At 72.9% G+C, this 24,369-nt stretch carries 18 protein-coding genes; 4 read left to right on the top strand and 14 right to left on the bottom strand.

All coding sequences use genetic code 11. The features are described from left to right. Nucleotides 1–44 precede the first annotated feature (44 nt). Nucleotides 45–1,259, bottom strand: a complete 1,215-nt coding sequence (locus JX575_RS19475; RefSeq protein WP_186339679.1) for a pyridoxal phosphate-dependent aminotransferase — start codon at nucleotides 1,257–1,259, stop codon at nucleotides 45–47. Nucleotides 1,260–1,300: 41 nt separating this feature from the next. Here JX575_RS19475 and JX575_RS19470 point away from each other — a divergent pair, with 41 nt between their 5' ends. Further along, nucleotides 1,301–1,945, top strand: a complete 645-nt coding sequence (locus JX575_RS19470; protein WP_186339678.1) for a GNAT family N-acetyltransferase — start codon at nucleotides 1,301–1,303, stop codon at nucleotides 1,943–1,945. Between the two features lie 9 nt (nucleotides 1,946–1,954). Here JX575_RS19470 and trxA read toward each other — a convergent pair whose 3' ends face one another. The 7 genes from trxA to JX575_RS19435 all read right to left on the bottom strand — a co-directional run bounded on the left by trxA (nucleotide 1,955) and on the right by JX575_RS19435 (nucleotide 10,963). Continuing rightward, a complete protein-coding gene (trxA, locus tag JX575_RS19465) occupies nucleotides 1,955–2,278 on the bottom strand; it encodes a thioredoxin (protein ID WP_277395305.1) in 324 nt (107 codons plus the stop codon). A gap of 88 nt (nucleotides 2,279–2,366) precedes the next feature. Continuing rightward, complete coding sequence (trxB, locus tag JX575_RS19460) at nucleotides 2,367–3,386, bottom strand: thioredoxin-disulfide reductase (RefSeq protein ID WP_186339677.1); 1,020 nt, start codon at nucleotides 3,384–3,386, stop codon at nucleotides 2,367–2,369. A gap of 96 nt (nucleotides 3,387–3,482) precedes the next feature. Continuing rightward, nucleotides 3,483–4,229 (bottom strand): hypothetical protein, encoded by a 747-nt coding sequence (locus JX575_RS19455; RefSeq protein ID WP_186339676.1) that lies wholly within the window; start codon nucleotides 4,227–4,229, stop codon nucleotides 3,483–3,485. A gap of 89 nt (nucleotides 4,230–4,318) precedes the next feature. Continuing rightward, a complete protein-coding gene (sigM, locus tag JX575_RS19450) occupies nucleotides 4,319–4,987 on the bottom strand; it encodes an RNA polymerase sigma factor SigM (RefSeq protein ID WP_186339675.1) in 669 nt (222 codons plus the stop codon). Continuing rightward, nucleotides 4,984–7,011 (bottom strand): protein kinase family protein, encoded by a 2,028-nt coding sequence (locus tag JX575_RS19445; RefSeq protein ID WP_186339674.1) that lies wholly within the window; start codon nucleotides 7,009–7,011, stop codon nucleotides 4,984–4,986. The genes sigM and JX575_RS19445 overlap by 4 nt, the downstream gene beginning before the upstream one ends. 53 nt (nucleotides 7,012–7,064) lie before the next feature. Continuing rightward, nucleotides 7,065–8,705, bottom strand: coding sequence for a murein biosynthesis integral membrane protein MurJ (gene murJ, locus JX575_RS19440; protein ID WP_241005268.1), 1,641 nt, complete (start codon nucleotides 8,703–8,705; stop codon nucleotides 7,065–7,067). Next, a complete protein-coding gene (locus JX575_RS19435; protein WP_186339673.1) occupies nucleotides 8,702–10,963 on the bottom strand; it encodes a DUF6049 family protein in 2,262 nt (753 codons plus the stop codon). The genes murJ and JX575_RS19435 overlap by 4 nt, the downstream gene beginning before the upstream one ends. Before the next feature lie 53 nt (nucleotides 10,964–11,016). Between JX575_RS19435 and JX575_RS19430 the strand changes: the two genes are divergently transcribed. Further along, complete coding sequence (locus tag JX575_RS19430) at nucleotides 11,017–12,468, top strand: CCA tRNA nucleotidyltransferase (RefSeq protein ID WP_186339672.1); 1,452 nt, start codon at nucleotides 11,017–11,019, stop codon at nucleotides 12,466–12,468. 192 nt (nucleotides 12,469–12,660) lie between these two features. On the opposite strand, the gene mgtA is transcribed toward JX575_RS19430, so the two are convergent. The 3 genes from mgtA to JX575_RS19415 all read right to left on the bottom strand — a co-directional run bounded on the left by mgtA (nucleotide 12,661) and on the right by JX575_RS19415 (nucleotide 17,253). Further along, entirely contained in the window at nucleotides 12,661–15,252 is a 2,592-nt protein-coding gene (gene mgtA, locus JX575_RS19425) for a magnesium-translocating P-type ATPase (protein WP_186339671.1), read from the bottom strand. Nucleotides 15,253–15,457: 205 nt separating this feature from the next. After that, a complete protein-coding gene (locus JX575_RS19420; RefSeq protein ID WP_186339670.1) occupies nucleotides 15,458–16,540 on the bottom strand; it encodes an inositol-3-phosphate synthase in 1,083 nt (360 codons plus the stop codon). A 104-nt stretch (nucleotides 16,541–16,644) separates the two neighbouring features. Continuing rightward, on the bottom strand, nucleotides 16,645–17,253 hold the full coding sequence (locus tag JX575_RS19415; protein WP_186339669.1) for a PadR family transcriptional regulator: 609 nt from the start codon (nucleotides 17,251–17,253) through the stop codon (nucleotides 16,645–16,647). Between the two features lie 72 nt (nucleotides 17,254–17,325). On the opposite strand from JX575_RS19415, the gene JX575_RS19410 reads away from it, so the two are divergent. Both JX575_RS19410 and JX575_RS19405 read left to right on the top strand, forming a co-directional pair. Further along, nucleotides 17,326–19,677 carry a transglycosylase domain-containing protein gene (locus JX575_RS19410; RefSeq protein WP_186339668.1) on the top strand — a complete coding sequence of 784 codons (2,352 nt, stop codon included), beginning with the start codon at nucleotides 17,326–17,328 and terminating at the stop codon, nucleotides 19,675–19,677. 8 nt (nucleotides 19,678–19,685) lie between these two features. After that, nucleotides 19,686–21,011 (top strand): hypothetical protein, encoded by a 1,326-nt coding sequence (locus tag JX575_RS19405; protein WP_186339667.1) that lies wholly within the window; start codon nucleotides 19,686–19,688, stop codon nucleotides 21,009–21,011. Here the strand turns inward: JX575_RS19405 and JX575_RS19400 are convergent. The 3 genes from JX575_RS19400 to JX575_RS19390 all read right to left on the bottom strand — a co-directional run bounded on the left by JX575_RS19400 (nucleotide 20,922) and on the right by JX575_RS19390 (nucleotide 24,314). Further along, nucleotides 20,922–22,001 (bottom strand): alanine racemase, encoded by a 1,080-nt coding sequence (locus tag JX575_RS19400; protein ID WP_186339666.1) that lies wholly within the window; start codon nucleotides 21,999–22,001, stop codon nucleotides 20,922–20,924. The two genes, JX575_RS19405 and JX575_RS19400, sit on opposite strands and share 90 nt — an antisense overlap. Before the next feature lie 7 nt (nucleotides 22,002–22,008). After that, entirely contained in the window at nucleotides 22,009–23,145 is a 1,137-nt protein-coding gene (locus JX575_RS19395; protein WP_241005267.1) for a peptidoglycan bridge formation glycyltransferase FemA/FemB family protein, read from the bottom strand. 284 nt (nucleotides 23,146–23,429) lie between these two features. Then, nucleotides 23,430–24,314 (bottom strand): SMP-30/gluconolactonase/LRE family protein, encoded by an 885-nt coding sequence (locus JX575_RS19390; RefSeq protein WP_241005266.1) that lies wholly within the window; start codon nucleotides 24,312–24,314, stop codon nucleotides 23,430–23,432. Nucleotides 24,315–24,369: the final 55 nt, after the last annotated feature.

The following is a 24,369-nucleotide window of genomic DNA, read 5'->3' as shown; positions in this document are numbered from 1 at the left end:
GAGGAGCCTAGGGGTCGCCCGAGCGGCGCGGCGACCGTTCGTGATCAGCGTCGCGTGGCGAGGAAGTCGGCGATGCGCCCGATGGCCTCCTCGAGCACCGACGCCTCGGGCAGCGTCACCAGCCGGAAGTGGTCGGGCTCGGGCCAGTTGAACCCTGTGCCGTGCGTGACGAGGATCTTCTTGGCCCGCAGTAGGTCGAGCACCAGCTCCTGGTCGTCATCGACCGCGTAGACGGCCGGGTCGAGCCGCGGGAAGCAGTAGAGGGCCCCGCGCGGCTTGACGTTGCTGACGCCGGGGATCTCGTTGAGGAGCCGGTGGGCGAGCATGGACTGCTCGTAGAAGCGTCCTCCGGGGCCGATGAACTCCTCGATGGACTGGTAGCCGCCCAGGGCGGTCTGGATGGCGTGCTGGGCGGGCACGTTGCCGCACATGCGCATGTTGGCGATGAGCGTGAGCCCCTCGAGGAAGTCGGTCGCGATCTCCTTGGGCCCCGAGATCATCACCCAGCCGGCGCGGTAGCCGCACACCCGGTAGGCCTTGGACAGCCCCGAGAACGTCAGGCACAGCACGTCGTTGCCGCCGTAGGTCGCCGCGTGGTGGTGCTGGGCGTCCTCGAACAGGATCTTCTCGTAGATCTCGTCGGCCATCACGACGAGCTGGTGGCGCCGCGCGATGTCGACGAGGGCCTTGACGGTCTCCGCGCTGTAGACGGCGCCCGTGGGGTTGTTGGGGTTGATGATGACGATGGCGTGGGTGTTCTCGGTGATCCTGGCCTCGATGTCGGCGAGGTCGGGGTTCCACTCGTTGGCCTCGTCGCACCGGTAGTGCACGGGGACGCCACCGGCGAGCGTCACGGCGCCCGTCCACAGCGGGTAGTCGGGGGCCGGCACGAGGATCTCGTTGCCGTCGTCGACGAACGCCTGGAGCACCATCGAGATCAGCTCGGACACGCCGTTGCCGATGAAGACGTCCTCGACGCCCACGTCGCGCAGCCCGCGCGACTGGTAGTAGTGCATGACGGCGGTGCGCGCCGACCAGATGCCCTGGCTGTCGGCGTAGCCCTGCGACTGGGGCAGGTGGTGGATCATGTCGGCGAGGATCTGCTCGGGCGCCTCGAACCCGAACGGGGCGGTGTTGCCGATGTTGAGCTTGAGGATCCGGTGGCCCTCGGCCTCGAGCCGCTGCGCCTCCAGCAGGATCGGGCCGCGGACGTCGTAGCGGACACCTTGCAGCTTCTTGCTCTGTCGGATCGGGCGCACGCCTCATCCTCTCAGGCGCGGTCGCGGTCTAGCATCGAGACGTGTCCCGCAAGACCGCGTACCTGACGCTCGACCACCTCCGAGAGCTGGCCGACCCGGTGCGTTCGTGCGTGTTCTGGGAGCTCACCCCGGTCGAGCGCTCGCGCCTCGACGACGCCGACCGGATCGCCGAGAAGGAGCGCTGGCTCGCGTCGGTGACACGCGAGTGGGGTCCGTGCGGGCGGGTGGTGCGCATCGACGGTCGTACGGTCGGGCACATCGTCTACGCCCCGGTGCCGCGGCTGCCCGGTGCCGCGGCCCTGCCGACCGCCCCGGGCTCGCCCGACGCGATCATCGCGGCCACCGCCTGGGTCGAGCCGTCCCTGCGGCGCAGCGGACTCGGACGCCTGCTGGTCCAGTCGATGGCCGCCGACCTGGTCGAGCGAGGTCACACCACCATCGAGGCCTACGGCGACACGCGGGGGCACACCGTCGGGTGCGTGCTGCCGGCAGACTTCCTCGGCCGGGTGGGCTTCACCGTCCAGCGGGCGCACCCGACGACGCCGCGGCTGCGGATGGACCTGCGCACGACGCTGAGCTGGAAGGACGAGGTCGAGCTCGCCCTCGAGAAGGTCTGGGGGGTGGTGCGCCCCACGCAGAAGGCGACCCGCCCGATCGGATCGGTGCGGGTCGCCTCGCGCGACTAGAGGTGGGGCTCAGATGATGCCGTCGAGCTCCTTGAGCAGCGCGGCCTTGGGCTTGGCGCCCACGATGGACTTCACGACCTCGCCGCCCTGGTAGACGTTGATCGTCGGGATGCCGGTGACCCGGTAGGACGACGGCGTCACGGGGTTCTCGTCGACGTTCATCTTGAGGAACGTGAGCTTGTCGCCGTGCTCGGCGTTGAGCTCGTCGAGGATCGGGGCGACCTGGCGGCACGGGCCGCACCACTCGGCCCAGAAGTCCACGAGGACCGGCTTGTCAGACTTCAGGACCTGCGCCTCGAACTCGGCGTCGGTCACGGCGGCGATGTTGCCCACGGGTGTGCCTCTCTCTCGATGCTGTTGATGCGACGGAAGTCAGTGCTGTCCCAACACGGGGTCGGGGGCAGATGTTCCCGGGCGCGCCTCAGAGGCCGGCGGTCTGCACCTGGTCGGTGAGCGCGTCCATCGCGACGTCGTCCTGGGCCTGGCGGGCCGTCGCCCCGGTGTGGTCGAGCTCGGCGAGGTAGCGCTCGGCGTCGAGCGCGGCCGAGCAGCCGGTGCCGGCGGCGGTGATCGCCTGGCGGTAGTGGTGGTCGACCAGGTCGCCGGCGGCGAACACCCCGGGCAGGTTGGTGGCCGTGGAGGGGTGCCGGACCAGCACGTAGCCGTCGCCGTCGAGGTCGACCTGCCCGGTGAGCAGCTCCGAGCGCGGGTCGTGGCCGATCGCGATGAACAGCCCGGTGGCGGGCAGCTCGCGGGTCTCGCCGGTGACGGTGTCCTTGAGGGTGATCGACTCGAGACGGTCGCTGCCGTTGATGCTCTCCACGACCGAGTTCCACTCGATCTCGAGCTTGGGGTCGGCGAACGCCCGCTCCTGCATGATCTTGGAGGCGCGCAGCTCGTCGCGGCGCACGATCAGCGAGACCTTGGAGCCGAAGCGGGTCAGGAAGGTCGCCTCCTCGATGGCCGAGTCGCCACCGCCGACCACCGCGATGTGCTGCTCGCGGAAGAAGAAGCCGTCGCAGGTCGCGCACCACGACACGCCGCGCCCGGAGAGCTCCTCCTCGTTGGGCAGTCCGAGCTTGCGGTAGCCCGAGCCGGTGGCGAGGATCACCGCGCGCGCGGTGTAGGTCTCAGTGGCGGTCTTCACGACCTTCACCTCACCGGTGAGGTCGACCTCGACGACGTCGTCGGAGACCAGCTCGGCGCCGAACCGCTCGGCCTGGGCGCGCATCTCGTCCATCAGCGCCGGACCCATGATGCCGTCGCGGAAGCCGGGGAAGTTCTCCACCTCCGTGGTGTTCATCAGCGCGCCACCGGCGGTGACCGAGCCCTCGAGGACGAGCGGGTTGAGCGAGGCGCGGGCCGCGTAGACGGCGGCGGTGTAGCCCGAGGGGCCCGAGCCGATGATGATGACGTTGCGCGTCTCGGTGCTGGTGCTCATGAGTGGTCAGTGACTCCTGCGGGATCGACTGGGGGGTGGGCGGTACGCCATCCTCAACGGATCGTAGGGGAGTGTTGTTCCGCAGCGGAGGGGCGCTCAGGGCGCGGGCAGCGTGAGGGTGCGCACCGGGTCGGTGATCCCGCACACGTAGACCTCGGCCTGCTGGGCAGCGCCGTCGGGGCGACGGAACACCACCACGCCGGGCTGGCCGTCGACCTCGACGAGCAGGCGGCGCCCACGGCCCAGGTCCGGCAGGTCGCAGCCGTCGACGGCGTCGGGCGAGCCGACCACCCGGTGCCGGGCGGAGGCCTGCGGGCGCAGCGCCAACAGCTCGTCGTCGAGGCGGGAGTCCGCTGAGGCGAGAGTGGGACGACCCGCGAACGCCGTCGCACCGCCGCTCTTGAGCGACTCCGGCGCGGACTCGGCCGCACCGGCCCCGTCGTCGGCCCCGTCGTCGGCACTGCCACCGGCACTGTCGCGGGCGCTCGGGTCGCGGCTCGGCGCGGGGGCCCCGGCGATCGAGCTCTCGGAGGAGGACCCGGCGCTGGCGTCGTCGGAGCCGACACGGGGGAGGGCCTGGCCGATCGCGACCCCGGCGACCACGACCGACGCGGCGGCCAGCAGCCCGATCCCGGCGCGGCGCCGCCGGCGCGAGCCGATGTCGACGATCCTCCCGGGCGACGACGACGCCGTCGCGTCCGCACCGCGCTCGGCGACGAGCGAGGCCAGGGTGTCGTCGAGGCGCGCGACGACCTCGGGAGGCGTGGACTCGTCGTGACGCGCGTCGGCGAGGAGACGGCGTACGGCCTCCTGCTCGGGTGGCAGCCCGGAGGGATCGGGCATCGGGGCTCACCTCCTCGGGCGGCGCGGCGTGGTCACGGTCGGGGTCAGGCGACCCGGTCACGGACCAGGGTCGGGATCGGAGAACGGGGTCAGGGCGCGGGCGGTCCCCGCGGCCGCACGCTCGGTTGGACGGGACCGTCGGGCGGCGGGTTCCCGTGGGGCGGGTCACCGGCGGGGTGCTGGAGGTCGGCGAGGATCCCGGCCAGCTTGGTGCGTCCGCGCGAGCAGCGGGACTTCACCGTGCCCTCCGCGCACCCGAGCATCCGGGCCACCTCCGCGACGGGGTAGCCCTCCATGTCGACCAGCACGAGCGCGGCGCGCTGCTCGGCGGGCAGGGTCGCGAGCGCGTCGAGCACGCGCCGACGGCGCTCGGAGTCGACGGCGACCTCGTCGGGCCGGTCGTCGCGCACCGCGGTGGCCACCACGGTGCCGCGGTCCTCGACGTCGTCGGGCAGCGCCTCGAGGCGCCGGATCCGCGCCGACCGGATGCGGTCGAGGCACGCGTTGACCACGACCCGGTGCAGCCAGGTCGTGACGGCGGCCTCACCGCGGTAGGAGCCGGCGCGACGGAACGCCGCGATCATGGCGTCCTGGAGTCCGTCGGCAGCGTCCTCGGGGTTGCCCATCGTGCGCAGCGCGACCGCCCACAGGCGGTCGCGGTGGCGGGCGAACAGCACGCCGAACGCCTCCGCGTCGCCGTCGACGTGGGCCTGCAGCAGCGCCTGGTCGGAGCGCTCGTCGCTCGCGGCGGTGCTCACCCGAGCACCTGCACCTCGGTGATCGTGCCGCGGAAGCCGTCGTCGACCTGGGGCAGCAGGGTGAGCCAGACCGTGACGTAGCGCCCGGACACCGCCTCGTCGAGGTCGACCGTCAGGTCGCCGGTGCCGGAGGCGGTGCCGACCGGGGTGAGCTCGGCGACGCCGGTGGGCGGCTCGGAGGTGACGTAGGCGGCGAGCGAGGTCTGTCCGCCGGTGGTGGAGACGACCACCCGGCGCACCGCCTTGGTGGCGCCGAGGTCGACGACGAGGCCGACCCCGGTCTTGAGGCCGGCCGGGCCGAAGTTCTGCTCGTAGGTCGAGGTCGACCACGAGGTGGCCGGGTCGCCGTCGAGGACGTTGGGCACCGAGTCGGGGTTCTCCTCCTGCGGGGCGGCGCCCTGCGGGTCGAAGTCGACGGCACTCAGGTCGGCGAAGGCCGTCGGCTCGGCCACGCTGGGGCTGGCCGTGGCGGTCGGCTCGTCGCCGGAGCCGGGCGTGGGCGGCTTGAGCCCGAGCTGGTAGACGGCGACGGCGGCCACCCCCACGAGCAGGCAGATGCCCATGATCAGCGCGAGCCGGATCCAGCGGCGTCCGGGCACCTGGTCGCCGGTGTCGTCGGCGTCGCCGGTGTCCCAGCGGTCGTCCGACCACGACCCGGAGGCCCACGACCCGGTGTCGCGCCCGAGCGGACGTACGCCGGAGTCGGTGTTGGGGCCCGAGTCCCACGGCCAGTAGGACGAGTCGGTGACGGCCCGGCTGCCGGGGCGCGGGCGGCGTACGGGCTGACCGTCGGGCGGGTCGGGGGCGAAGAGCGGCTTGGGCTCCGGCTCGTCGAGCGGCGGCGGCGGCGCGGGCCGCTCCGCGCGCGCACGCAGCCAGTCGACCTCGTCGTCGTCGTGGAACACCGGCATCCCGGCCTCGGTGGGCAGGTCGGTCACCGACGGAGCGGGAGCGGGAGCGGGAGCGGGCGCCGACGCGTCGGCAGGCGGCGACCCGGGGTCGGCGTCGGCCGCGGGACCGACCCGGGGGGCGACCTCGGTGTCGGGGTCCGAGCCGGACGGGACCACCAGCTCGACGTCGGTGCGGGTGCCGTCCTCGACCTCGGTGGCGGTGTGGGTGGCGGCCCCGGGGGCCAGGTCGGGGGCCAGGTCGGGGGCCAGGTCGGGGGCCAGGACGGGGGTGGGCGGCGCGCCGGAGACGGTGGGCGGCGACGAGGTGGCGATGGGAAGCACGGCGTGGAGGGGGTGGGCGGGCACGTGGGTGCCGGTCGTCTCCCCGACGTGCTCGAGGAGCAGGTCGCGCACGGTGCGGGCCGAGGGCGGCGGGGCGTCCTCGCGCTGGGGGTTGAGCACCTGGTCGCAGAGCGCGTCGAGCATCCGCGGGATGCCGGCGCGGACCCGCCGTGGGCGCAGCACCCGCCCGTGCACCTCGGGTGCGGGAGGCAGGGCGGAGGGGGAGACCCCGGCCCACTTGCCGGTGAGCGCGCAGTAGAGCAGCCCCACCAGGTCGACGTCGTCGACCTGCGCCCGACCGGGCGGGAGGCCGCGCAGGGCGGCCTCGACGCCGAAGCCGATGATGCGTACCTGGCCGTGCTGGTCGACCAGCACGTGCTCGGGGGTCAGGCAGCCGTGGGCGAGCCCCGCCTCGTGCGCCCCGACGAGGCTGTCGGCCACCTCGGCGACGAGCCAGGCGGCGCGGCGGGGGGCGATCGGCCCCTCGCGGGTGAGCAGGATGTCGAGGGAGTCGCCCTGGCCCCACTCGTTGACCACGAAGCAGCGGCCGTCGGCCTCCTCGGCGTCGAGCACCCGCAGCAGCCGCCGGTCGATGACCGGGCCGGTGCGCCGCGCCGCCTCGAGGAGCGGCTGGGCGCGGTCGTCGTCGCGGCCGAGGATGTGGACGGCGACCGGGCGGTGCAGCACGAGGTCGTGGGCCCGCCAGAACCGGCCGGCACCCGACTCGGCCAGGAGGTCGTCGAGGCGGTAGCGCCCGGCGAGGACGTCACCGGCCTGCATCGACGCAGCCACCGCTCACCCCACCTCTCCTCACACGTCCGGTTGCGGGTCCACTCTAGGCAGTCTCACCCGCGCCGGAGGCGCGCCGCGACGGTGTCCAGCACGGTTGTCACCTCGCGGATGCGCAGCAACCGGGCGCCGCCGAGCACGACCACGAACCCGGCCAGCGCGCTGGCCCCGCCCCGGACCAGCCCGACCAGGGGCCCGGGACGCTCACCGAGGTCGGCCAGGGCGAGCCCGACCAGCCACGCCGTCGCGCCCGCGAAGGCGAGCACCACGGCCATCCGCACCAGGAACCGGAGCAGCTGGGGCGTCTCGAGCCCGCCCACCGTGCGCCGGAGCAGGGTGAAGCTCACCACCGCGCCCACGACGTACGACGCCAGGTAGGCGACGACGAGCATCGGCGCCGTCTCCTCGGCCGGGCGCGAGGGCACCAGCACGGTGGCGACCAGGACGTTGGTGGCCGACACCGCGACCTGGATGAAGAAGACCAGCCGCGTCATCTCCATGGCGTAGAAGCCGCGCAGCATGAAGTAGTGGATGGTGAAGAACACCAGCGCCGGACCGAAGAGGGCGAGGGTCGGGGCGAAGCTGGCGGCGGTGTCGGCGCCGCCGCCCCACCCGAACGCGAAGCCGGCCACGTCGCCGGCGACGACCGGCAGGATGACCGCGAAGGGGAGCACGAGCGCGAGCGCGGTGCGCAGCGTCGAGCCGACGGTGCTGCCGAGGTCACGCAGCCGGCCGTCGTGGGCGTGCACGGAGAGCTGGGGCAGGATCGCGGTGGCGAGCGACACGGTGATGATCGAGTGCGGCACCATCATGATCAGCAGGCTGCTGCTGTAGACGGTGTAGCCGGTGCCGTCGCCGCCCCCGGCCGTGCCGCCGGAGGCCAGCCTGACCACGACGAGGTAGGCCGCCTGGGTGACGATGACGAACAGGACCGTCCAGATGCCGAGCGACAGGGTGTGGCGCAGCTCGGGGTCGCGGAAGTCGAAGCGCGGGCGGTAGGTGAAGCCCGACGCCCGGAGGTAGGGCACGAGCACCACGAACTGGGCCACGATGCCCAGCGTCGAGCCGAGGCCGAGCAGCACCTCCTGGTCGGTGCCGAGCGGCGCGTACTGCTCGGGGCCGTCGCCGACCGATCCCCAGACCACGAGGTAGACCAGCAGCATCACCACGGAGATGAGGTTGTTGGCGATGGGCGCCCACATCATCGGGCCGAAGCGACCGCGGGCGTTGAGCACCTGGCCCACTAGGACGTACATGCCGTAGAAGAAGACCTGCGGCAGGCACCATCGGGTCAGGTCGACGATCGACTCCAGGTGCGCGACCCGGTCGGGGGCGAGGAGGCGACCGTCGAGGTAGAGGCGCAGCAGCTGGGGTGCGAGCACGACCAGCAGCACCGTGACGGAGCCGAGGAAGAGCGCCGAGAGGGTGATCACCCGGCTGGCGTAGGCGTCGCCGCCGTCGGGGTCGTCGGTGATCCGCCGGACCAGCTGCGGCACCAGCACGGCGTTGAAGATGCCGCCGGCCAGCAGGATGTAGACCATGTTGGGCAGGGTGTTGGCGATGGTGAACAGGTCGCCGCGCAGCCCCGCGCCGAGCGCGGCCACCAGCAGCGCGCTCCGGATGAATCCGGACGCGCGGGAGAAGATCGTGCCGGCCGCCATCACGGCCGAGTTGGCCAGGACCCGCTGGTCGCTCACGAACGCTCCCCGACGGGGGACTGCGGCGCGGGCTCGTCCCGCTGGTCGTCGGGCTCGTCGGGTGGGTCGTCGGCGTCGGCCTGCTCGCGCTCGGCTGCCTGGTCTGCGGCTTGGTCTGCCGCGAGCTGCGCGCGCCGCGCCCGGATCTGGCCCGGCAGCCGATAGCCGACCATCCCGAACAGCACGAGGCCGCCGAGGGCCATGACGATCCAGATGAGCGCGCTCACCCGGGCCGCGCGGATGGGGAGCTCGTCGGACGCGCCGAGCGGTACGCCCTCGAGGCTGGTGACCGCCAGGTGGACCTTGTGCACACCGGCGCGGCTCGTGGTGGCCTCGAAGCGCACCACGCTGCGCGCCCCGGGACCGAGGCGTCGTACGCCGCCGCCGCTGAGCGTCAGCGCGCCGTCGGTGCGCACCTGCACCCGCACCTCGACCGGCTGGTCGAGGCCGTTGACGAGGGTGACGCCGAGCGGGCCGGAGTCGCCGGAGAGGGTCACCGCGGGCGGTGCCTCGATCCCGATCCTGCCCAGGTCGGCCTGCAGGGACTCCTCGATCCGGTTGGCCGCGGTGCGCGCCATCCCCTGCTGCTCGCCGTGCTGCTGGGAGAGCGACACGAGCACCTCGTCGAGCACCGTCGCCTCGATGGTCGTCACGGGGACGAGCACCTGCTCGAGCAGGGTGGCGGCCGCGGTGGCCCGGGAGACGGCGGCGAAGACGGAGCCGCCGATCTCGGCGGCGAGGTCCTCCTCGGTGTAGGTCAGGCTGGCGGCCGGCACACCCTTGGCGGGGCGGCTCGCGATCTCGTCGACCGGCACCACCTCGAGCCAGCGTTGCTCGAGGTCGGTGAAGAACGACGCCGCGTCCTCGCCACGCCACACCGTCGGCAGGGTGACGACCAGGGGCCCGGTGTCGTCGGAGTCCAGCCGGAGGGCCGCCTCGCTGATCAGGCGCTGCCGCAGCGCGAGGGGGTCGTTGGCGGGGGTGGGGCCCGGGCCGCCCGCCTCGGCGCCGGTGCTGGTGACGACCACCTCGTGGCCCAGGAGCCGCACGACCGAGGTCGGGCTGGTCGGTGGGATCTCGAAGGCGTTGTCGCCCAGCAGGACGACCGTGCCCGCGGTGACCGCGGCGAGGGCCTCGGGGCTGAGCACGTCGTTGTCGGGCGCCACCGTGGGCTGGGAGGGGATCCCGAGCTCGGACATGACGGCGCCCGCACGGGCGACGGCCTGGTCGAGGCGGGTGCGGTCGTGGCGGACCGCCGCCGAGACGTCGATGTCGCCGTAGGGAAGGGTCAGCACCGGGGTCGGGGCAACCAGTCCCCGGAAGCGATCCAGCCACGCCGCGGCGGCGGCGGCCAGCGCGGCCTCGCCCTCGGTCGGCTCGTCCGTGGGCGCCGCGTCGGTCGGGCTCCCCGTCTCGCCCGCGGGGTCGGTGGTCTCCTCCCCGTCGGGCTCGACCGGTGTCGGCTCCTGGCCGGGCACGGTGGGGTCGGGGGCGAGGTCTCGCGGGGGGTTGCCCGCCGCCAGGCGGGCGAGGGCGAGCAGCACGGCGGGGTCGACCAGCCAGCTGTGGGGCGTGGTGCCGGCCGACTCGGCCATGTCGAGCACGCCGTCGAGACTGCCGCCCTCGGCGAGGCGGCGGGCCCACCGCTCGGTGCCGGCGACGGAGCCGTCCTCGGCGAACCAGACGCGGCTGCGGATCGGCAGGATCACCGCCGCCTCCTGCACCCTGTCGCCGGTGGGCAGGCGGGGGATGAACGTACGGGCGCGGCCGTCGGCGACGAGGTCGCGCGGCACCGCCCCGTCGCCGAGGGCGTGGATGCCGATCCAGTAGACGCCGGGCTCTCCGGAGGTGGCCAGGAGCTCCACGGGGATGGAGTCGCTGAACTCGGCGGTGGCTCCGGGCGGGAGCTCCTCGATGGTGTCGAACGTGCCGGGCACCGTCACCCGCTCGCCGACGTACTCGGTCGCGTCGATGGTGGCCGAGGCGGCGAGGTTGGCCGCGTCGAGGATGGGTAGCTCGGAGGAGAACGCGTGCAGGTTGACCCGGGTGAAGGTGTCGTCGCTGACGTTGGTGACGGTGCCGGAGATCTCCACGTCACCGCGACGGGGCAGCACCGGACTGATGGTGTCGATGTGCACGACGAGGGGGTCCGACAGGGCCGCGGGGGCCGCCGGAGCGGGTGCGGTGAGCCCGGCGCCGGCGATGCCGACGGTCAGGAGGCCCGCCAGGGCAGCACGGAACGACGACGGGCGGGGCACGCCCCGATGCTAGTTGCTCGGCCCCGTCGGCCCGGCACGTAGACTGGCCTGTCGTGTCCGACGTCGCACTGCAGCCCCTCACGATCGTCGAGATCCAGCGACGGGTCGGTGACGAGCTCGACCGGATCGGGTCGGTCATCGACGAGCTCGGCACCCTGTTCGCCGACGCCGGCGAGGAGCTGGCGCTGGTCGGCGGTCCCGTGCGTGACGCGATGATCGGTCGGCTGCAGAACGACCTCGACTTCACCACCTCCGCCCACCCCGACGTGACCGAGCGGCTCGTGTCGGGCTGGGCCGACGCGGTGTGGGACATGGGCCGCGACTTCGGCACGATCGGCTGCCGCAAGGGGCCGTGGCAGGTCGAGATCACCACCTACCGCTCGGAGAGCTACGACGCCTCCTCCCGCAAGCCCGACGTCGACTTCGGCGACTCCCTCGAGGGCGACCTCGGGCGGCGCGACTTCACCGTCAACTCGATGGCGGTGCGGGTGCCGAGCCGTGAGTTCGTCGACCCGTTCGGCGGCATCGTCGACCTCGCCGAGCGCGTGCTCCGCACGCCCGGCGCCCCCGAGGACTCCTTCTCCGACGACCCGCTGCGGATGATGCGCGCCGCGCGGTTCTCCGCCCAGCTCGGCTTCACCGTCGCGCCCGACGTCGTCGAGGCGATGACCGCGATGGCGGGCCGGATCGAGATCATCTCCGCCGAGCGGGTGCGTGACGAGCTGGTCAAGCTGGTGTGCGCCCCGCACCCCCGCCTCGGCCTCACGCTCCTCGTCGACACCGGCCTGGCGTCCTACGTCCTGCCCGAGCTGCCGGCCCTGGCCCTCGAGCGCGACGAGCACCACCGCCACAAGGACGTCTACGAGCACACCCTCACCGTGCTCGAGCAGTCGATCGAGCTCGAGCACCGCCTCGGCGGCGGCCCCGACTTCGTGTCCCGCTTCGCGGCCCTGATGCACGACGTCGGCAAGCCGCGCACCCGGCGCTTCGAGCCCGGCGGCGTGGTGACCTTCCACCACCACGACGTGGTGGGCGCCAAGCTGACCCGTAAGCGGATGCAGGCGCTGCGCTTCTCCAACCACGACATCGACGCCGTCTCACGCCTCGTCGAGCTGCACCTGCGCTTCCACGGCTACGGCTCGGGCGAGTGGACCGACAGCGCCGTGCGGCGCTACGTCCGCGACGCCGGCGACCAGCTCGAGCGGCTGCACATCCTGACCCGCGCCGACTGCACCACCCGCAACCAGCGCAAGGCCGACCGGCTGCGGCGCACGTACGACTCGCTCGAGGAGCGCATCGCGCGGCTCTCGGAGGAGGAGGAGCTGGCCTCGATCCGGCCCGACCTCGACGGTAACCAGATCATGGAGGTCCTCGGGATCGGCCCGGGCCGCGAGGTCGGCGAGGCCTACCGCCACCTCCTCGAGCTGCGGATGGACGAGGGCCCGATGTCCCGCGAGGCCGCCGAGGCGGCCCTCCGCGCGTGGTGGGCCGCCCGCCAGGGGTAGCGCCTGGCGTCGTGCTCGTCCCGACCTGTCGGCCTCTGTCGGGTCCCCCTGTCGGAGTCCCCGCTCGAGCGGGGACTCCGTCACTCGGAGGGGGTTGCAACCCCCTCCAGGTGTCAGACTTCCCCACCAAGTACGCGCCACGCCCCCTTCGGGTCCGCGCCCGCCACGCCCCCTCCGGCCGGGGCACCGCCGTCACCGCCCACCCGCGCGGGTCCCGCCGTGCTCGCGTACGACGTGCAGCAACCGTTGGTGCCGCCCGCGGGGGGTCACGGGCCGGGGTCGGTTCGCCGCGCGGTAGAAGTGGCGCTTGAGCTGCTCCGCCGCCACGACGTAGCCGAGGGTGATCAGCAGGAGCGCGCCGACCACGGCCATGGGCAGGGACTCCAGGCCGAGCACCTCCGACACGCCGGGCACGAACGGGAGGGCCACGGTCAGCAGCCCGACGGCGAGCGAGGAGAGCAGGAGCGCGCGCCCCGGCCGGCTGCGGAACGCGGCGCGTCGGGTGCGCAGCACCATCAGCACCGCCAGCTCGGTCAGCGTCGACCCGACGAACCACGCCGAGCGGAACAGCGTCGAGCCGGCGTCGAAGACCTGCAGCAGGACCGCGAAGGTCAGCAGGTCGAACAGGGTGCTCAGCAGTCCGAAGACCACCATGAAGTCGCGCACGAAGCGCAGGTCCCAGTGCTGGGGCCGGGCCAGCTGCTCGGGGTCGACGCGGTCGACGGCGAGGGTGGTGCTCGGGATGTCGGAGAGGAAGTTGAGCAGCAGGATCTGGCGCGGCAGCAGCGGCAGGAAGGGTAGGAACGCCGAGGCGATCACCATGCTCGCGACGTTGCCGAAGTTGGCGCTGACGGTGGTGAAGACGTACTTCAGGGTGTTGGCGAAGGTCTGCCGCCCCAGGCGGACGCCGTGGCCGAGCACCGCGAGGTCCTTGTCCAGCAGCACGATCGAGGCGGCGCTCTTGGCCACGTCGACCGCGGTGTCGACCGAGATGCCGACGTCGGCGAGGTGGAGCGCGGCCGCGTCGTTGATCCCGTCGCCGAGGTAGCCCACCACCGACCCGCTGTCGCGCAGAGCCTTGATGATCCGCTCCTTGTGCAGCGGGTCGACCTCGGCGAAGACCTCGACGTCGCGCACCCGGCCGACCAGCTGGGCGTCGTCCAGCGCGTCGATGTCGTCGCCGGTCAGCACCGTCGCGGTGTCCATCCCGACCTGGCTGGCGATGTGGGCGGCGGCGAGGTGGTTGTCGCCGGTGATCATCCGCACGCTGATCCCGGCCTCCCGCAGCTCGCTCAGGGCGTCGGCGGCACCGGGCTTGGCCGGGTCGGCGAACGCCAGGAAGCCGACGAACTCCATCTCGCGCTCGTCGTCGGCGCGGAGGTCCTCGGCCCCCGGCATCGGCCGCCGGGCCAGGCCGAGCACCCGGTAGCCCTGGCTGCTGAGCGCGGCGAACCGGGCGTCGAGCGCGGCGCGGTCCACGCCGGCGCAGGCGTCGGCCACGGAGGCGTACGCCCCCTTGCACACCAGCTGCCGCCCGGTCGGGCCGTCGACCAGCACGCCGAGGCGCTTGCGCTCGAAGTCGTAGGGCAGCTCCGCCACCGCCCGGTGGTCCGGGTCCGGGCGGCGCCGCTCCACGATCGCCGCGTCGACGGGGTTGACGAAGCCGGTCTGCAGCCCGGCGTTGAGGGACGCCAGGGCGAGCACGAGGTCGCTCGGCGCGCCGTCGGCGTCCACCGCCGCGTGCAGCCGGGTCGTCCCGACCGTGAGGGTGCCCGTCTTGTCGGTGCAGAGCACGTCCATCGCGCCGAAGTCCTCGATGGTGTCGAGGCGGCGTACGACGACCCGATCGCGCGCCATCCGCCGCGCCCCGGCCGACAGGCTGACGGCGATGATCGCGGGGAGCATCTGTGGGGTCAGCCCGACCGCGAGCGAGAGCGAGAAGAGCAGTGAGTCGACGAACGGTCGCTCGAGCACGAGGTTGAGCAGCAGGATGACCAGCGCCAGCCCGGCGGTGACCCGGGCGAGCAGCAGCCCGAACTGACGGATCCCTCGCTGGAACCCGGTCGCGGGGGGCTGCTGCTCCAGGCGCTCGGACAACCGGCCCAGCTCGGTCCGGGCGCCGGTCGCCACCACCACCGCGAGGCCGCGGCCGCTGACCACGTGGGAGCCGAGCAGCAGGACTGCGTGCCGGTCGGCCGGCGAGGCGTCGGCGGACGTCGCCCCGGGGCGCTTGTGCCGGGGGAAGGTCTCCCCGGTCAGCGCGGACTCGTCGACCTGGAGGGCGTCGGCGCTCAGCAGCCGGCAGTCGGCCGGCACCACGTCGCCGGCGTGCAGCACCACCACGTCGCCGGGCACCACCTGCTCGAGGGCCACCTCGACCTCGGCGCCACCGCGGAGCACGTCGGCGTGGACCTGCACCAGCGCGAGCAGCCGGGCGACGGTGAGCGAGGCCCGGTGCTCCTGCCAGAAGCCGAGGACGCCGCTGAGGCCGACGATGGTCAGGATGATCACCGCGTCGGTGACGTCGTGCAGCACGAGGGAGATCAGGCTGGCGACGACCAGGATCAGGGTGATCGGCTCGGTGAACTGCATGGCCAGGGCGAGGGGCCAGGAGACCCGGTGCGGGGGCGCGAGCCGGTTGGGACCGGCCGACTCGAGCCGACGCGCGGCCTCGTCGGCGGCCAGGCCGGCGTCGGTGCTGCCGAGGGAGGTGAGGAGGTCGTCGTCGGGCAGCGCCCACCACGCCTCCGGCACCGCGGCCGCGGGTCGGTCGCCCTCCCCCATGCGCAAGCCCCTCGCCGTGCGGTGCCGTGCGGTGCCGTGTCGTTTCACGGTACGCCGACGCGCGCCGCAGCGACATGCCCCGCGCGCCGGACGTGGCGCGGGCGCAGCGGACACGCCAGCGGCCCCGCGGGTCCGGAGACCGGCCGCGGGGCCGCTGGTGGTGCTGGGTCGTGCTGGGTGGTGCTGGCGTCCGGGGACGCCGGGGTCACTCGCCCCTGATGAACTTCTCCAGCTCGGCGCGGCCGAGGTCGTCGGCCATCTGCACCGGCGGGGACTTCATCAGGTAGGCCGAGGCCGGCAGGATCGGGCCGCCGATGCCACGGTCCTTGGCGATCTTCGCCGCGCGGACCGCGTCGATGATGATGCCGGCCGAGTTGGGGGAGTCCCAGACCTCGAGCTTGTACTCGAGGTTGAGCGGGGCGTCACCGAAGGCACGGCCCTCGAGGCGGACGTAGGCCCACTTGCGGTCGTCGAGCCAGGCGACGTAGTCGGACGGGCCGATGTGGACGTTGCGGTCGCTGATCTTGTCGGCGAGCTCGCCCTTGAGGTTGGACGTCACGGCCTGGGTCTTGGAGACCTTCTTGGACTCCAGGCGCTCGCGCTCGAGCATGTTCTTGAAGTCCATGTTGCCGCCGACGTTGAGCTGGTAGGTGCGGTCCAGCGCGACGCCGCGGTCCTCGAACAGCTTGGCCATCACGCGGTGGGTGATGGTGGCGCCGACCTGGCTCTTGATGTCGTCGCCGACGATCGGGACGCCCGCGTCCTCGAACTTCTTGGCCCACTCGGGGTCGGAGGCGATGAAGACCGGCAGCGCGTTGACGAAGGCCACGCCGGCGTCGATCGCGCACTGGGCGTAGAACTTGTCGGCCTGCTCGGAGCCCACCGGGAGGTAGGACACCAGGACGTCGACCTCGGCGTCCTTGAGCGCCTGGACGACGTCGACCGGCTCGGCGGCCGACTCCTCGATGGTCTGGCGGTAGTACTTGCCGAGACCGTCCATCGTCGGGCCGCGCTTGACCTCGACACCCAGCGTGGGGACGTCGCAGATCTTGATCGTGTTGTTCTCCGAGGCGTCGATGGCCTCGGAGAGGTCCTTGCCGACCTTCTTGTCGTCGACGTCGAAGGCGAGGACGAACTCGACGTCCTTGACGTGGTAGTCACCGAAGACGACGTGCATGAGCCCCGGCACGGTCCCGGTGGGGTCAGCGTCCTTGTAGTACTCCACGCCCTGGATGAGGGACGTGGCGCAGTTGCCGACTCCCACGATCCCTACTCGTACAGAACCCATGGGGGTCTCCTTCTCTTTCTGGTGTTCCCGGCTGCTGGTCGGTGCTGCTGGTCGTGCTGCTGTGCCGTGCTGTGGTGCTCGGTGCAGGTGCTGGGGGAAGGTGCTCAGTGCAGGGGTTCGGTGGTGGGCCGCGCCGACTGGTTGAGCGCCTGGGCGGCCGCGGAGCCGCCGGCCTCGTCGCCGCGCTCGGCGCGGATCAGGTCGGAGAGCCAGCGGACCTCGCGCTCCACCGACTCCACGCCGTGGCGCTGGAGCTCGCCGGCGTAGCGGTCGACCTCGGCCTGGGTGCGGGCCAGCTCGTCCTGGACGCGGGCCAGCCGCTCCTGCAGGCGCGAGCGGCGACCCTCGAGGACCCGCAGGCGGATCTCCATGTCGGTGGAGGAGAAGAAGGCGAAGCGGATGTCGAAGTTGTCGTCCTCCCACGCCGTGGGTCCGACCTCCGACATCAGGCGCTGGAACTGCTCGTGGCCGGCCGGGGTGACCTCGTAGACGATGCGCGGGCGGCGGCTCGTCGTGGTGGTGGTGGTGCTCACCTCGGTGATGAGGTTGGCGCGGAGCATCTTCTTGAGGGCGGGGTAGAGCGAGCCGTAGGACAGCACGCGCCCCCAGCCGAGCATCAGGTTGAGCCGCTTGCGCAGCTCGTAGCCGTGCATGGGTCCCTCGTGCAGCAGTCCGAGGACTGCGAGCTCGATGGTGTCCCCGCGGCGTGCCATGTGACCTATCGTACCGATATATCCGCTGGCGACGAATCGGGATGCCCTGAGCGTTCCCCTTACCCTTGCCGCGTGAGTGTGAAGAAGCGGAGGGCCGACGGCAAGGCCCAGACCCGGCGGCCCCAGCCGCGGCGTACGGGGAAGCAGCGAGCGGCCAGGATCGCCAAGGTCCTCGCCGTCCTCGGTGTGGTCGGAGCCATCGTCCTCGGCGGCGTGGTGGTCGTGCTCTACCAGGCGATCAGCATCCCCGAGCCCAACGAGGACTTCGAGTCCCAGACCACCTTCGTCTACTACCGCGACGGCGAGCAGGAGCTCGGCACCTACTACGAGGAGCAGAACCGGGTCTCCATCCCGCTGTCGCAGATGCCCGAGACGATGCAGGACGCCGTCGTCGCCGCGGAGAACCAGACCTTCTGGACCGACAAGGGCCTCGACCCCAAGGGCATCGCCCGCGCGCTCTTCTCCAACGCCCGCGGCAACGCCCGACAGGGCGCCTCCACGATCACCCAGCAGTACGTCAAGATCCTCTACCTGACCAGCGAGCAGAGCTACAAGCGCAAGATCCGCGAGGCCGTCGTCTCGCTCAAGATCCAGCAGCAGCTGAGCAAGGAGGAGGTGCTCGAGGGCTACCTCAACACCATCTACTTCGGTCGCGGCGCCTACGGGATCGAGGCCGCGGCGGAGGCCTACTTCGACCGCCCGGCCAGCAAGCTCAACCTGCGCCAGTCAGCCGTCCTGGCGACGGTGCTCAACAACCCCTCCAAGTACGACCCCGCCAACGGCAAGGAGGCGCGGCAGGACCTCAAGGGCCGCTACGCCTACGTGCTCGACAGCATGGCCGAGATGGGCACCATCGACCCCGAGCAGCGCGACAAGGCGGTCAAGCGGCTGCCCAAGTTCCCCAAGATCGCCGCCCAGAGCCAGTACGGCGGGCAGCGCGGCCACATGCTCTCGCTGGTCAAGCAGGAGCTGCTGGCCCGCAACATCGCCAGCGAGGACGAGATCGACGGCGGCGGCCTGCGGATCACCACGACGTTCGACCCCGAGGTGATGAGCGACGTCGCGGAGGCCGTGACCGCGCAGCGCCCGGACGCCGGGATGCCCGGCCCCGCGGGCAACAAGGACCTGCACGTCGGTGCCGCCACCGTCGACACCGCCACCGGCGAGCTGCTCGGCTTCTACGGCGGCCAGGACTACCTCGAGTCGCAGATCAACTGGGCCGTCGCCGGCGGCATGGCGGGCTCGACGATGAAGGCCGCCACCAACGTCGCAGCCATCCGCGAGGGCTACTCCCTCAACGACACCTTCGAGGGCAACAGCCCGATCGACATCGCCGGCACCGAGTTCGGCAACCAGGGCGACACCGACTACGGCTCTGCGGTCTCCATGCTCGAGGCGACCGAGAACTCGATCAACACCGCCTACGTCGACATGGTCGACTCGATGGACGGCGGCCCGCAGAAGGTCATCCAGGCCGCCGAGGACCTCGGCATCCCGGGCAACGAGCCGCAGCGCTGGGGCATCCCGCGCAGCTCGATCGACTTCCAGGACAACATCGGCGTCACCCTCGGCACGGCGCAGGTGAGCCCGATCAACATGGCCAACGCCTACGCCACCCTGGCCAACGGCGGGGTGCGCAACGAGGTCCACGTCGTGCAGAAGGTCGTCGACCGCAGCGGCGAGGTGCTCTACGAGGCCAGCGAGCGGAGCAAGGAGACGGTGGACCCCGACATCGCGGCCGACGTGACCTACGCGCTGCAGAAGGTCGTCGAGTCCGGGTCGGGCACCGAGGCGCTCGCGCTGGGCCGCCCGGCCGCGGGCAAGACCGGCACCGCCACCAACGACAAGGAGGAGGTCTCCTCCTCGTGGTTCGTCGGGATGACGCCGCAGGTCTCCACCGCCGTCATGTACGTCCGCGGCCGGGGCCGTGAGGGCCTCGACGTCCCGCGACCCGACGGGGCCGACCTGTGGCTGCCGACCAGCTCGGACGGCAAGTCCGGTTACTTCGGCGGCAACTACCCCGCCAAGACGTGGACCGACATCATGCAGCGGGTGATGGAGGGCAAGGAGGTCGAGGACTTCCCCGAGCCGGTCTTCGTCGACGGCGACGCGCCCGAGGACGGCCACGAGTACACGCCGCCCCCGCCGCCGCCGTCCTCCTCGACGCCGCAGCCGTCCAACACGCCGTCGCCGACCCTCGAGCCGAGCGAGCCGAGCGAGACCCCCACGGAGACTCCCACCGAGACGCCGACGGAGACGCCGACGGAGACGCCGCTGCCGACCGAGACTCCGGTGCCCACGGAGACACCGACGCTGCCGACCGAGATCCCGACGCTGCCACCCGAGACGCCGCCCACGCCGGGCGTCCCCCCGCCGAGCGGGCGCCTCCAGCCCTGCTCCCCGTTGGCCGACGTCCGACCCTGACCCCGGCCGTGGACCGCGCCCAGCCCGAGCAGCCCGAGCCCGTCGAGGCGCCGACGCGCGTCGACCCGGTCGCGGCGGCCATGTCGGAGGTCGCGGGCGGTCCGCTGGGAGCGCACGCCGCCGGCCACCCCTGGTGGTCGGCCGCACGGGTGCTCGCCGGCGCCACCGCGGTCACCCTCGCCGCCGGGATGCTGGCCAAGACGGCCTGCGTGCCCACGGGCTGGGGCAACGAGCACCAGCCCCTCACCGAGCTGTGCTGGACCGACCTGGCCGGCAGGTCGGTCGACGCCGGGTCGCCGCCGCGGGTGGCCGCCTGGCTCACCGACGGGGTCGAGCGCGCCACCGCGGTGCTGCCCGGCTCGGGCACCGTCGCGACCACCGCGGGGCTGGCGGTCCTCCTCGCCGCGCTGGCCCTGCTGGCGACGGCGCTCCTCGTGCGGGTCGACCGCCGGCGGCCGTGGGCCGCCGCGGGCTGGGCGCTCGGCCCGGTGCTGCTCGTCCACTGGCTCTCGTGGGAGCTCGTCGCAGCCGTGGGCGTCGCCGTCCTGCTGTGGGGCTGGACCTCCGGGCGTCCGTGGCTGGCGGGGGTCGGCGCCGGCGTGGGGGCGGCGTTCGCGCTCCCTGTGGCGCTGGCGTTGGTGGGCGTGCTCGCCGTCGGAGGACGGCTGCGCGACCGGGTCGACGCGCTCCTCGCGGCGGGTGCGGCCTACGTCGTCCTCACCCTGCCCGGCCGGGCGACGGGGCCCGATCTCGACATCGGCTCGATCTGGCTGCTGCTCGACCAGACGGGCATCGGCGCCTCGACCACGGTCCGCACGCTCGGCCAGGTGGGCGTCCTCGCGCTCGCGGCGGCCGCAGCGTGGTGGCTCGTGCGCCGGGCCGGCCGGCCCACGGCGATGACGACCGCGCGCGCCGGGCTGGTGCTGCTGGCCGCCGGCCTGGTGGTGGCGCCGTCGGCCCCGCCCGAGTCGGCGCTGCTCCTGCTGCCGCTGGCCGCGCTGGCCGTCCGCCGCTGGCGCGACCTGCTGGTGTGGCAGGGGCTGCACCTGGTGAGCTGGGTGATCACGGGCTGGTACGTCGGGCTGGCCCTGGAGCCGACCGTGTCGGACGACGGCCGTGCCTACTGGGTCGCGGTGCTGCTGCGGGTCCTCGGTCTGCTCTGGCTCATCGGTGCGGTGCTGCGTGACGCCGCGTCCGGGCCCGTCGACGGGCCGGACGACGACGCCGGCTGGCGGCCGCCGGGGTCAGTCGACGACGACGCGGTCGAAGTCGGTCGCGGTGAAGCGCACCCGCACCTCGATGTCCTCACCGACGTGGGGGACGCGCGCCCCTGAGGGGACGAACAGCATCGAGGCCTGCATGTGGGGCGGCTCGGCGAACAGCCGCTGCTTGCCGTCGATGGAGAACGGCGAGCGTACGAAGCCGACGGCGTCGAGGCCGCCGCGGGCCAGCGTCGCGGCCCGCGCCTTCAGCGACTGGTCGCCGGTGGGGGCCTCGAGGCCGATGCCGTGGGCGGTGCCACCGCTGACCACCACGATGTGGCCGTGCTTGGGCGCGCTGCGGCCCCGGTAGCCGAAGGTGTCGCCGCGCTCGACCTCGTGCACGTCGAGGACCGTGGCGGTGACCGAGAGGGCGCCACGGTCGCCGAGCCAGAGGTCGGTGCCGATGCGCGGGCGCACGGTGAAGTCGGGATAGGTGGTGGCCAGGGCGGCGAGCTCGGCGCGCGTGAGGTGGGAGACGAAGACCGTGCGGGTCGGCAGCCCGGACGCGACGATCTCGTTGATGAGGCGGTTGACCTCGCCGAGGTGGGAGGTGGTGTTGAGCGGCAGGTGCATGGCCACCCCGCGCAGCCCGCTGCGCGCCGTGCCCAGCGTCGCGGCCGCCGTGGCGAGGTCGCGGCGGGTCATGCCGTGGCGCAGCATCGAGGTGAGCTGCTCCAGGACGAAACGGGCGCCGGGGTCGCGCTCGCGCAGCGCCACCAGGTCGTCGGGGCGGCTGACGGTGTGCACGACGCGCGAGGCGGTGCGGGCGTCGAGGTCGAGGGCCGCGCCGAACGGGCGCCAGGGGGTGAGCACCAGGAGGTCACCGGAGTAGCGGCTCGCCGCCGGCTCGACCTCGTCGTACGTGCCGACCGCGAGGGTGTCGAGCGGCGCGCCGGTCTCGTCGGCGTGGTCGGCCAGCCACTGCGCGCGCCGGGCGAGGCGGGGGAGCGAGAGGCCGTAGCCGTTGCCCTTGGCGACCGGGACGATGCCCGGGTGGTCGCGGACCGTGCGGAGCAGGTGCGAGCGCCACCGCTCGCCGTCCACCGTGAGGGTCAGGCTCATCCGCGCCTCACCCCCTGCGCGCCAGGTAGAGCTGGAAGGCCTTGTAGATCGCCCGGTTGAGCGGCAGGTCCCACTCGCCGGCGTGCTCGACCGCCTGGCCACCGGTGCCGACCTTGAACTGGATCAGACCGAGGTGCGGGTCGTCGGCGTCAAGGGTCTCGGTGATGCCGCGCAGGTCGTAGACGTGGGCGCCCGCGCCGAGCGCGTCGCGCATCATCGCCCACTGCACGGCGTTGGAGCCGCGGACCTCGCGCTTCTCGGTCGACGAGGCGCCGTAGGAGTACCAGGCGTGGGTGCCGACCCGGATCCCGATGGTCGCCGCGACCAGGTCGTGGTCGTGGCGCGCCAGCCAGACCTGGATCCGGCCGGGGTCCTCGGCGGCCAGGGCGTCGTACATCGTCTCGAAGTAGGACAGCGGGCGCGGGGTGAAGTGGTCGCGCTCGGCAGTGTGGACGTAGAGGTCGTGGAACGCCTTGAGGTCGGTGCGCTGGCCCGGGCTCACCTCGACCCCCGCCTTGTCGGCCTTCTTGATGTTGCGCCGCCACAGCTGGTTCATCCCGGCGAGGACGTCGGCCTCGGTGCGCGGGCGGCCCTCGTCGTCGACCAGCGGGACCTGGAAGTTGAACTGCGGCTGACCGGCGGAGAAGCCGCCCGCCGCCGACTGATGCTGCCAACCGAGCTCGTGGAGCTGGGCGACCACCCGGGCACCCTGCTGGGTGCGCTCGAGCGGAGGCACGTCGCCGAGGCGGTGCACCGCCGGGTCGGCGATCCCCGCCTTGACCTGCTCGGCCGACCAGCGGCGGGTGAGGACCGGCGGTCCCATCCGCACCGCGAAGGCGCCCTGGTGCCTGAGGTGCGCGACCATCGGCGCCAGCCAGTCGGCGAGGTCGTCGCCCGACCAGTCGATCACCGGGCCCTCGGGCAGGTAGGCGAGGTAGCGCCGGACCTTCGGCAGCTGGCGGTAGAGCACCAGGCCCGCGCCGACGAGCTCGTCGCCGCGGAACCAGCCGATCGACTCGGCGCGCCACTCGGCCTTCACGCTCGCCCAGGCCGGGGTCTGCAGGAAGCTCGCGGACGACCGGCTGGCGATCAGGTCTCGGTGCTGCAGCGCGGAGATCGGGCGCAGCGTCAGGGGGGTCGTCACCCCGGCAAGGCTACAAGGGACCAGACACGACCCCCGTGCGTGTCTGGTCCCTTCGCCAGGAGAGACGCACGCCACAACGGATCGGTTGCACGGCGTCCGCCCTTTTCCCGTGGGGCACCCCCGAACGGGTGTACCCAGGGGGATCGTCGGAGAAACCTCGGACTTCCCCAACGCATCGTCGAGGTCGGCCCCGGGGTGCTTCGGACCCGTAGCTGTCCGCGCCCCCGCCACGACGGCTCACCCGGCGCCGCGACCACCGTGCCGGGCACTGCGTCGACGGCCCCTCACGCGCTGAACGCCGCGACCGGTGCTCCCTCGACGGCCACGTCGACGCAGAACACCGCACCCGCCGCGGGGTCCTCGGACTCACCCAGGCCCTGTCGGGACGTGGTGATGTAGAGATGTGTGTCGCCCGGTCCGCCGAAGGCGCACGACGACACCTGGACCGCATCCACCTCGACGACCGCGGTGAGCGTGCCGTCGAGGGAGTAGCGGTGCACCGCGGACCCGCCCCACAACGCGACCCAGAGACCCCCGTGCGCATCCTGCGCCATGCCGTCGGGGTCCCCCCCGGACACGTGCGCCACCGGTCGCCGGTTCGCCAGGGCCCCGGTGTCGCCGTCGTGCTCCAGCACGTCGATCGAGCCCCGCGGGGTGTCGACGTGGAAGGCGCGGGTCCCGTCCACGGACCACACGAGCCCGTTGGGGATCGTCAGGTCCGTGATCGCCGGCGAGACCGTGCGGTCCGGGTCGAGCCTCCACAGGGTGCCCTGTCCGGGCATCGCATGCACGTCCATCGAGCCGCAGTAGAACCGCCCCTGCCGATCGCACCCTCCGTCGTTCATGCGGCGACCGGGGCCGAACAGCGAGGGCGAGGTCCACTCGAGGGCGCCCGTGGGGTCGAGCAGGACGAACCGGTCGTCCGTCGCGACCACGACGCCCCCGTTCGTGCGGGGACGCCACGCCCCCACGACAGCACCCACGTCGAGGCGTGACTCGAGGCGCTCCCCGTCGAGGGTGAGGAGGTCGCCCTCGGAGACGTCGACCAGGCGCAGCCGCGACAGGGCGGGGTCCCAGCAGATGCCCTCTCCGTGGTGCGTGACGACGTCGGTCAGCTGCGCGGCTCGGATGGCTTCCTCCGGAACTGGGACGGGGGTGAGCGTACGCACGAATCCTAGAGAGAGGGGTCCGTGAATGGAACCGATTGCACGCGCTCCCCGGCGG

The organism is Nocardioides sp. zg-1228 (genome assembly GCF_017086465.1).
In the GTDB taxonomy this organism is placed as follows: Bacteria; Actinomycetota; Actinomycetes; order Propionibacteriales; family Nocardioidaceae; genus Nocardioides.
This window is presented reverse-complemented; position numbering and strand designations above follow the sequence as displayed.

What these genes read in the sequence shown, in the direction of transcription:
- trxB (WP_186339677.1), bottom strand. Translation starts at nt 3,386, where the DNA reads ATGAGCACCAGCACCGAGACGCGCAACGTCATCATCATCGGCTCGGGC.
- JX575_RS19455 (WP_186339676.1), bottom strand. Translation starts at nt 4,229, where the DNA reads ATGCCCGATCCCTCCGGGCTGCCACCCGAGCAGGAGGCCGTACGCCGT.
- mgtA (WP_186339671.1), bottom strand. Translation starts at nt 15,252, where the DNA reads ATGGGGGAGGGCGACCGACCCGCGGCCGCGGTGCCGGAGGCGTGGTGG.
- JX575_RS19420 (WP_186339670.1), bottom strand. Translation starts at nt 16,540, where the DNA reads ATGGGTTCTGTACGAGTAGGGATCGTGGGAGTCGGCAACTGCGCCACG.
- JX575_RS19415 (WP_186339669.1), bottom strand. Translation starts at nt 17,253, where the DNA reads ATGGCACGCCGCGGGGACACCATCGAGCTCGCAGTCCTCGGACTGCTG.
- JX575_RS19400 (WP_186339666.1), bottom strand. Translation starts at nt 22,001, where the DNA reads ATGAGCCTGACCCTCACGGTGGACGGCGAGCGGTGGCGCTCGCACCTG.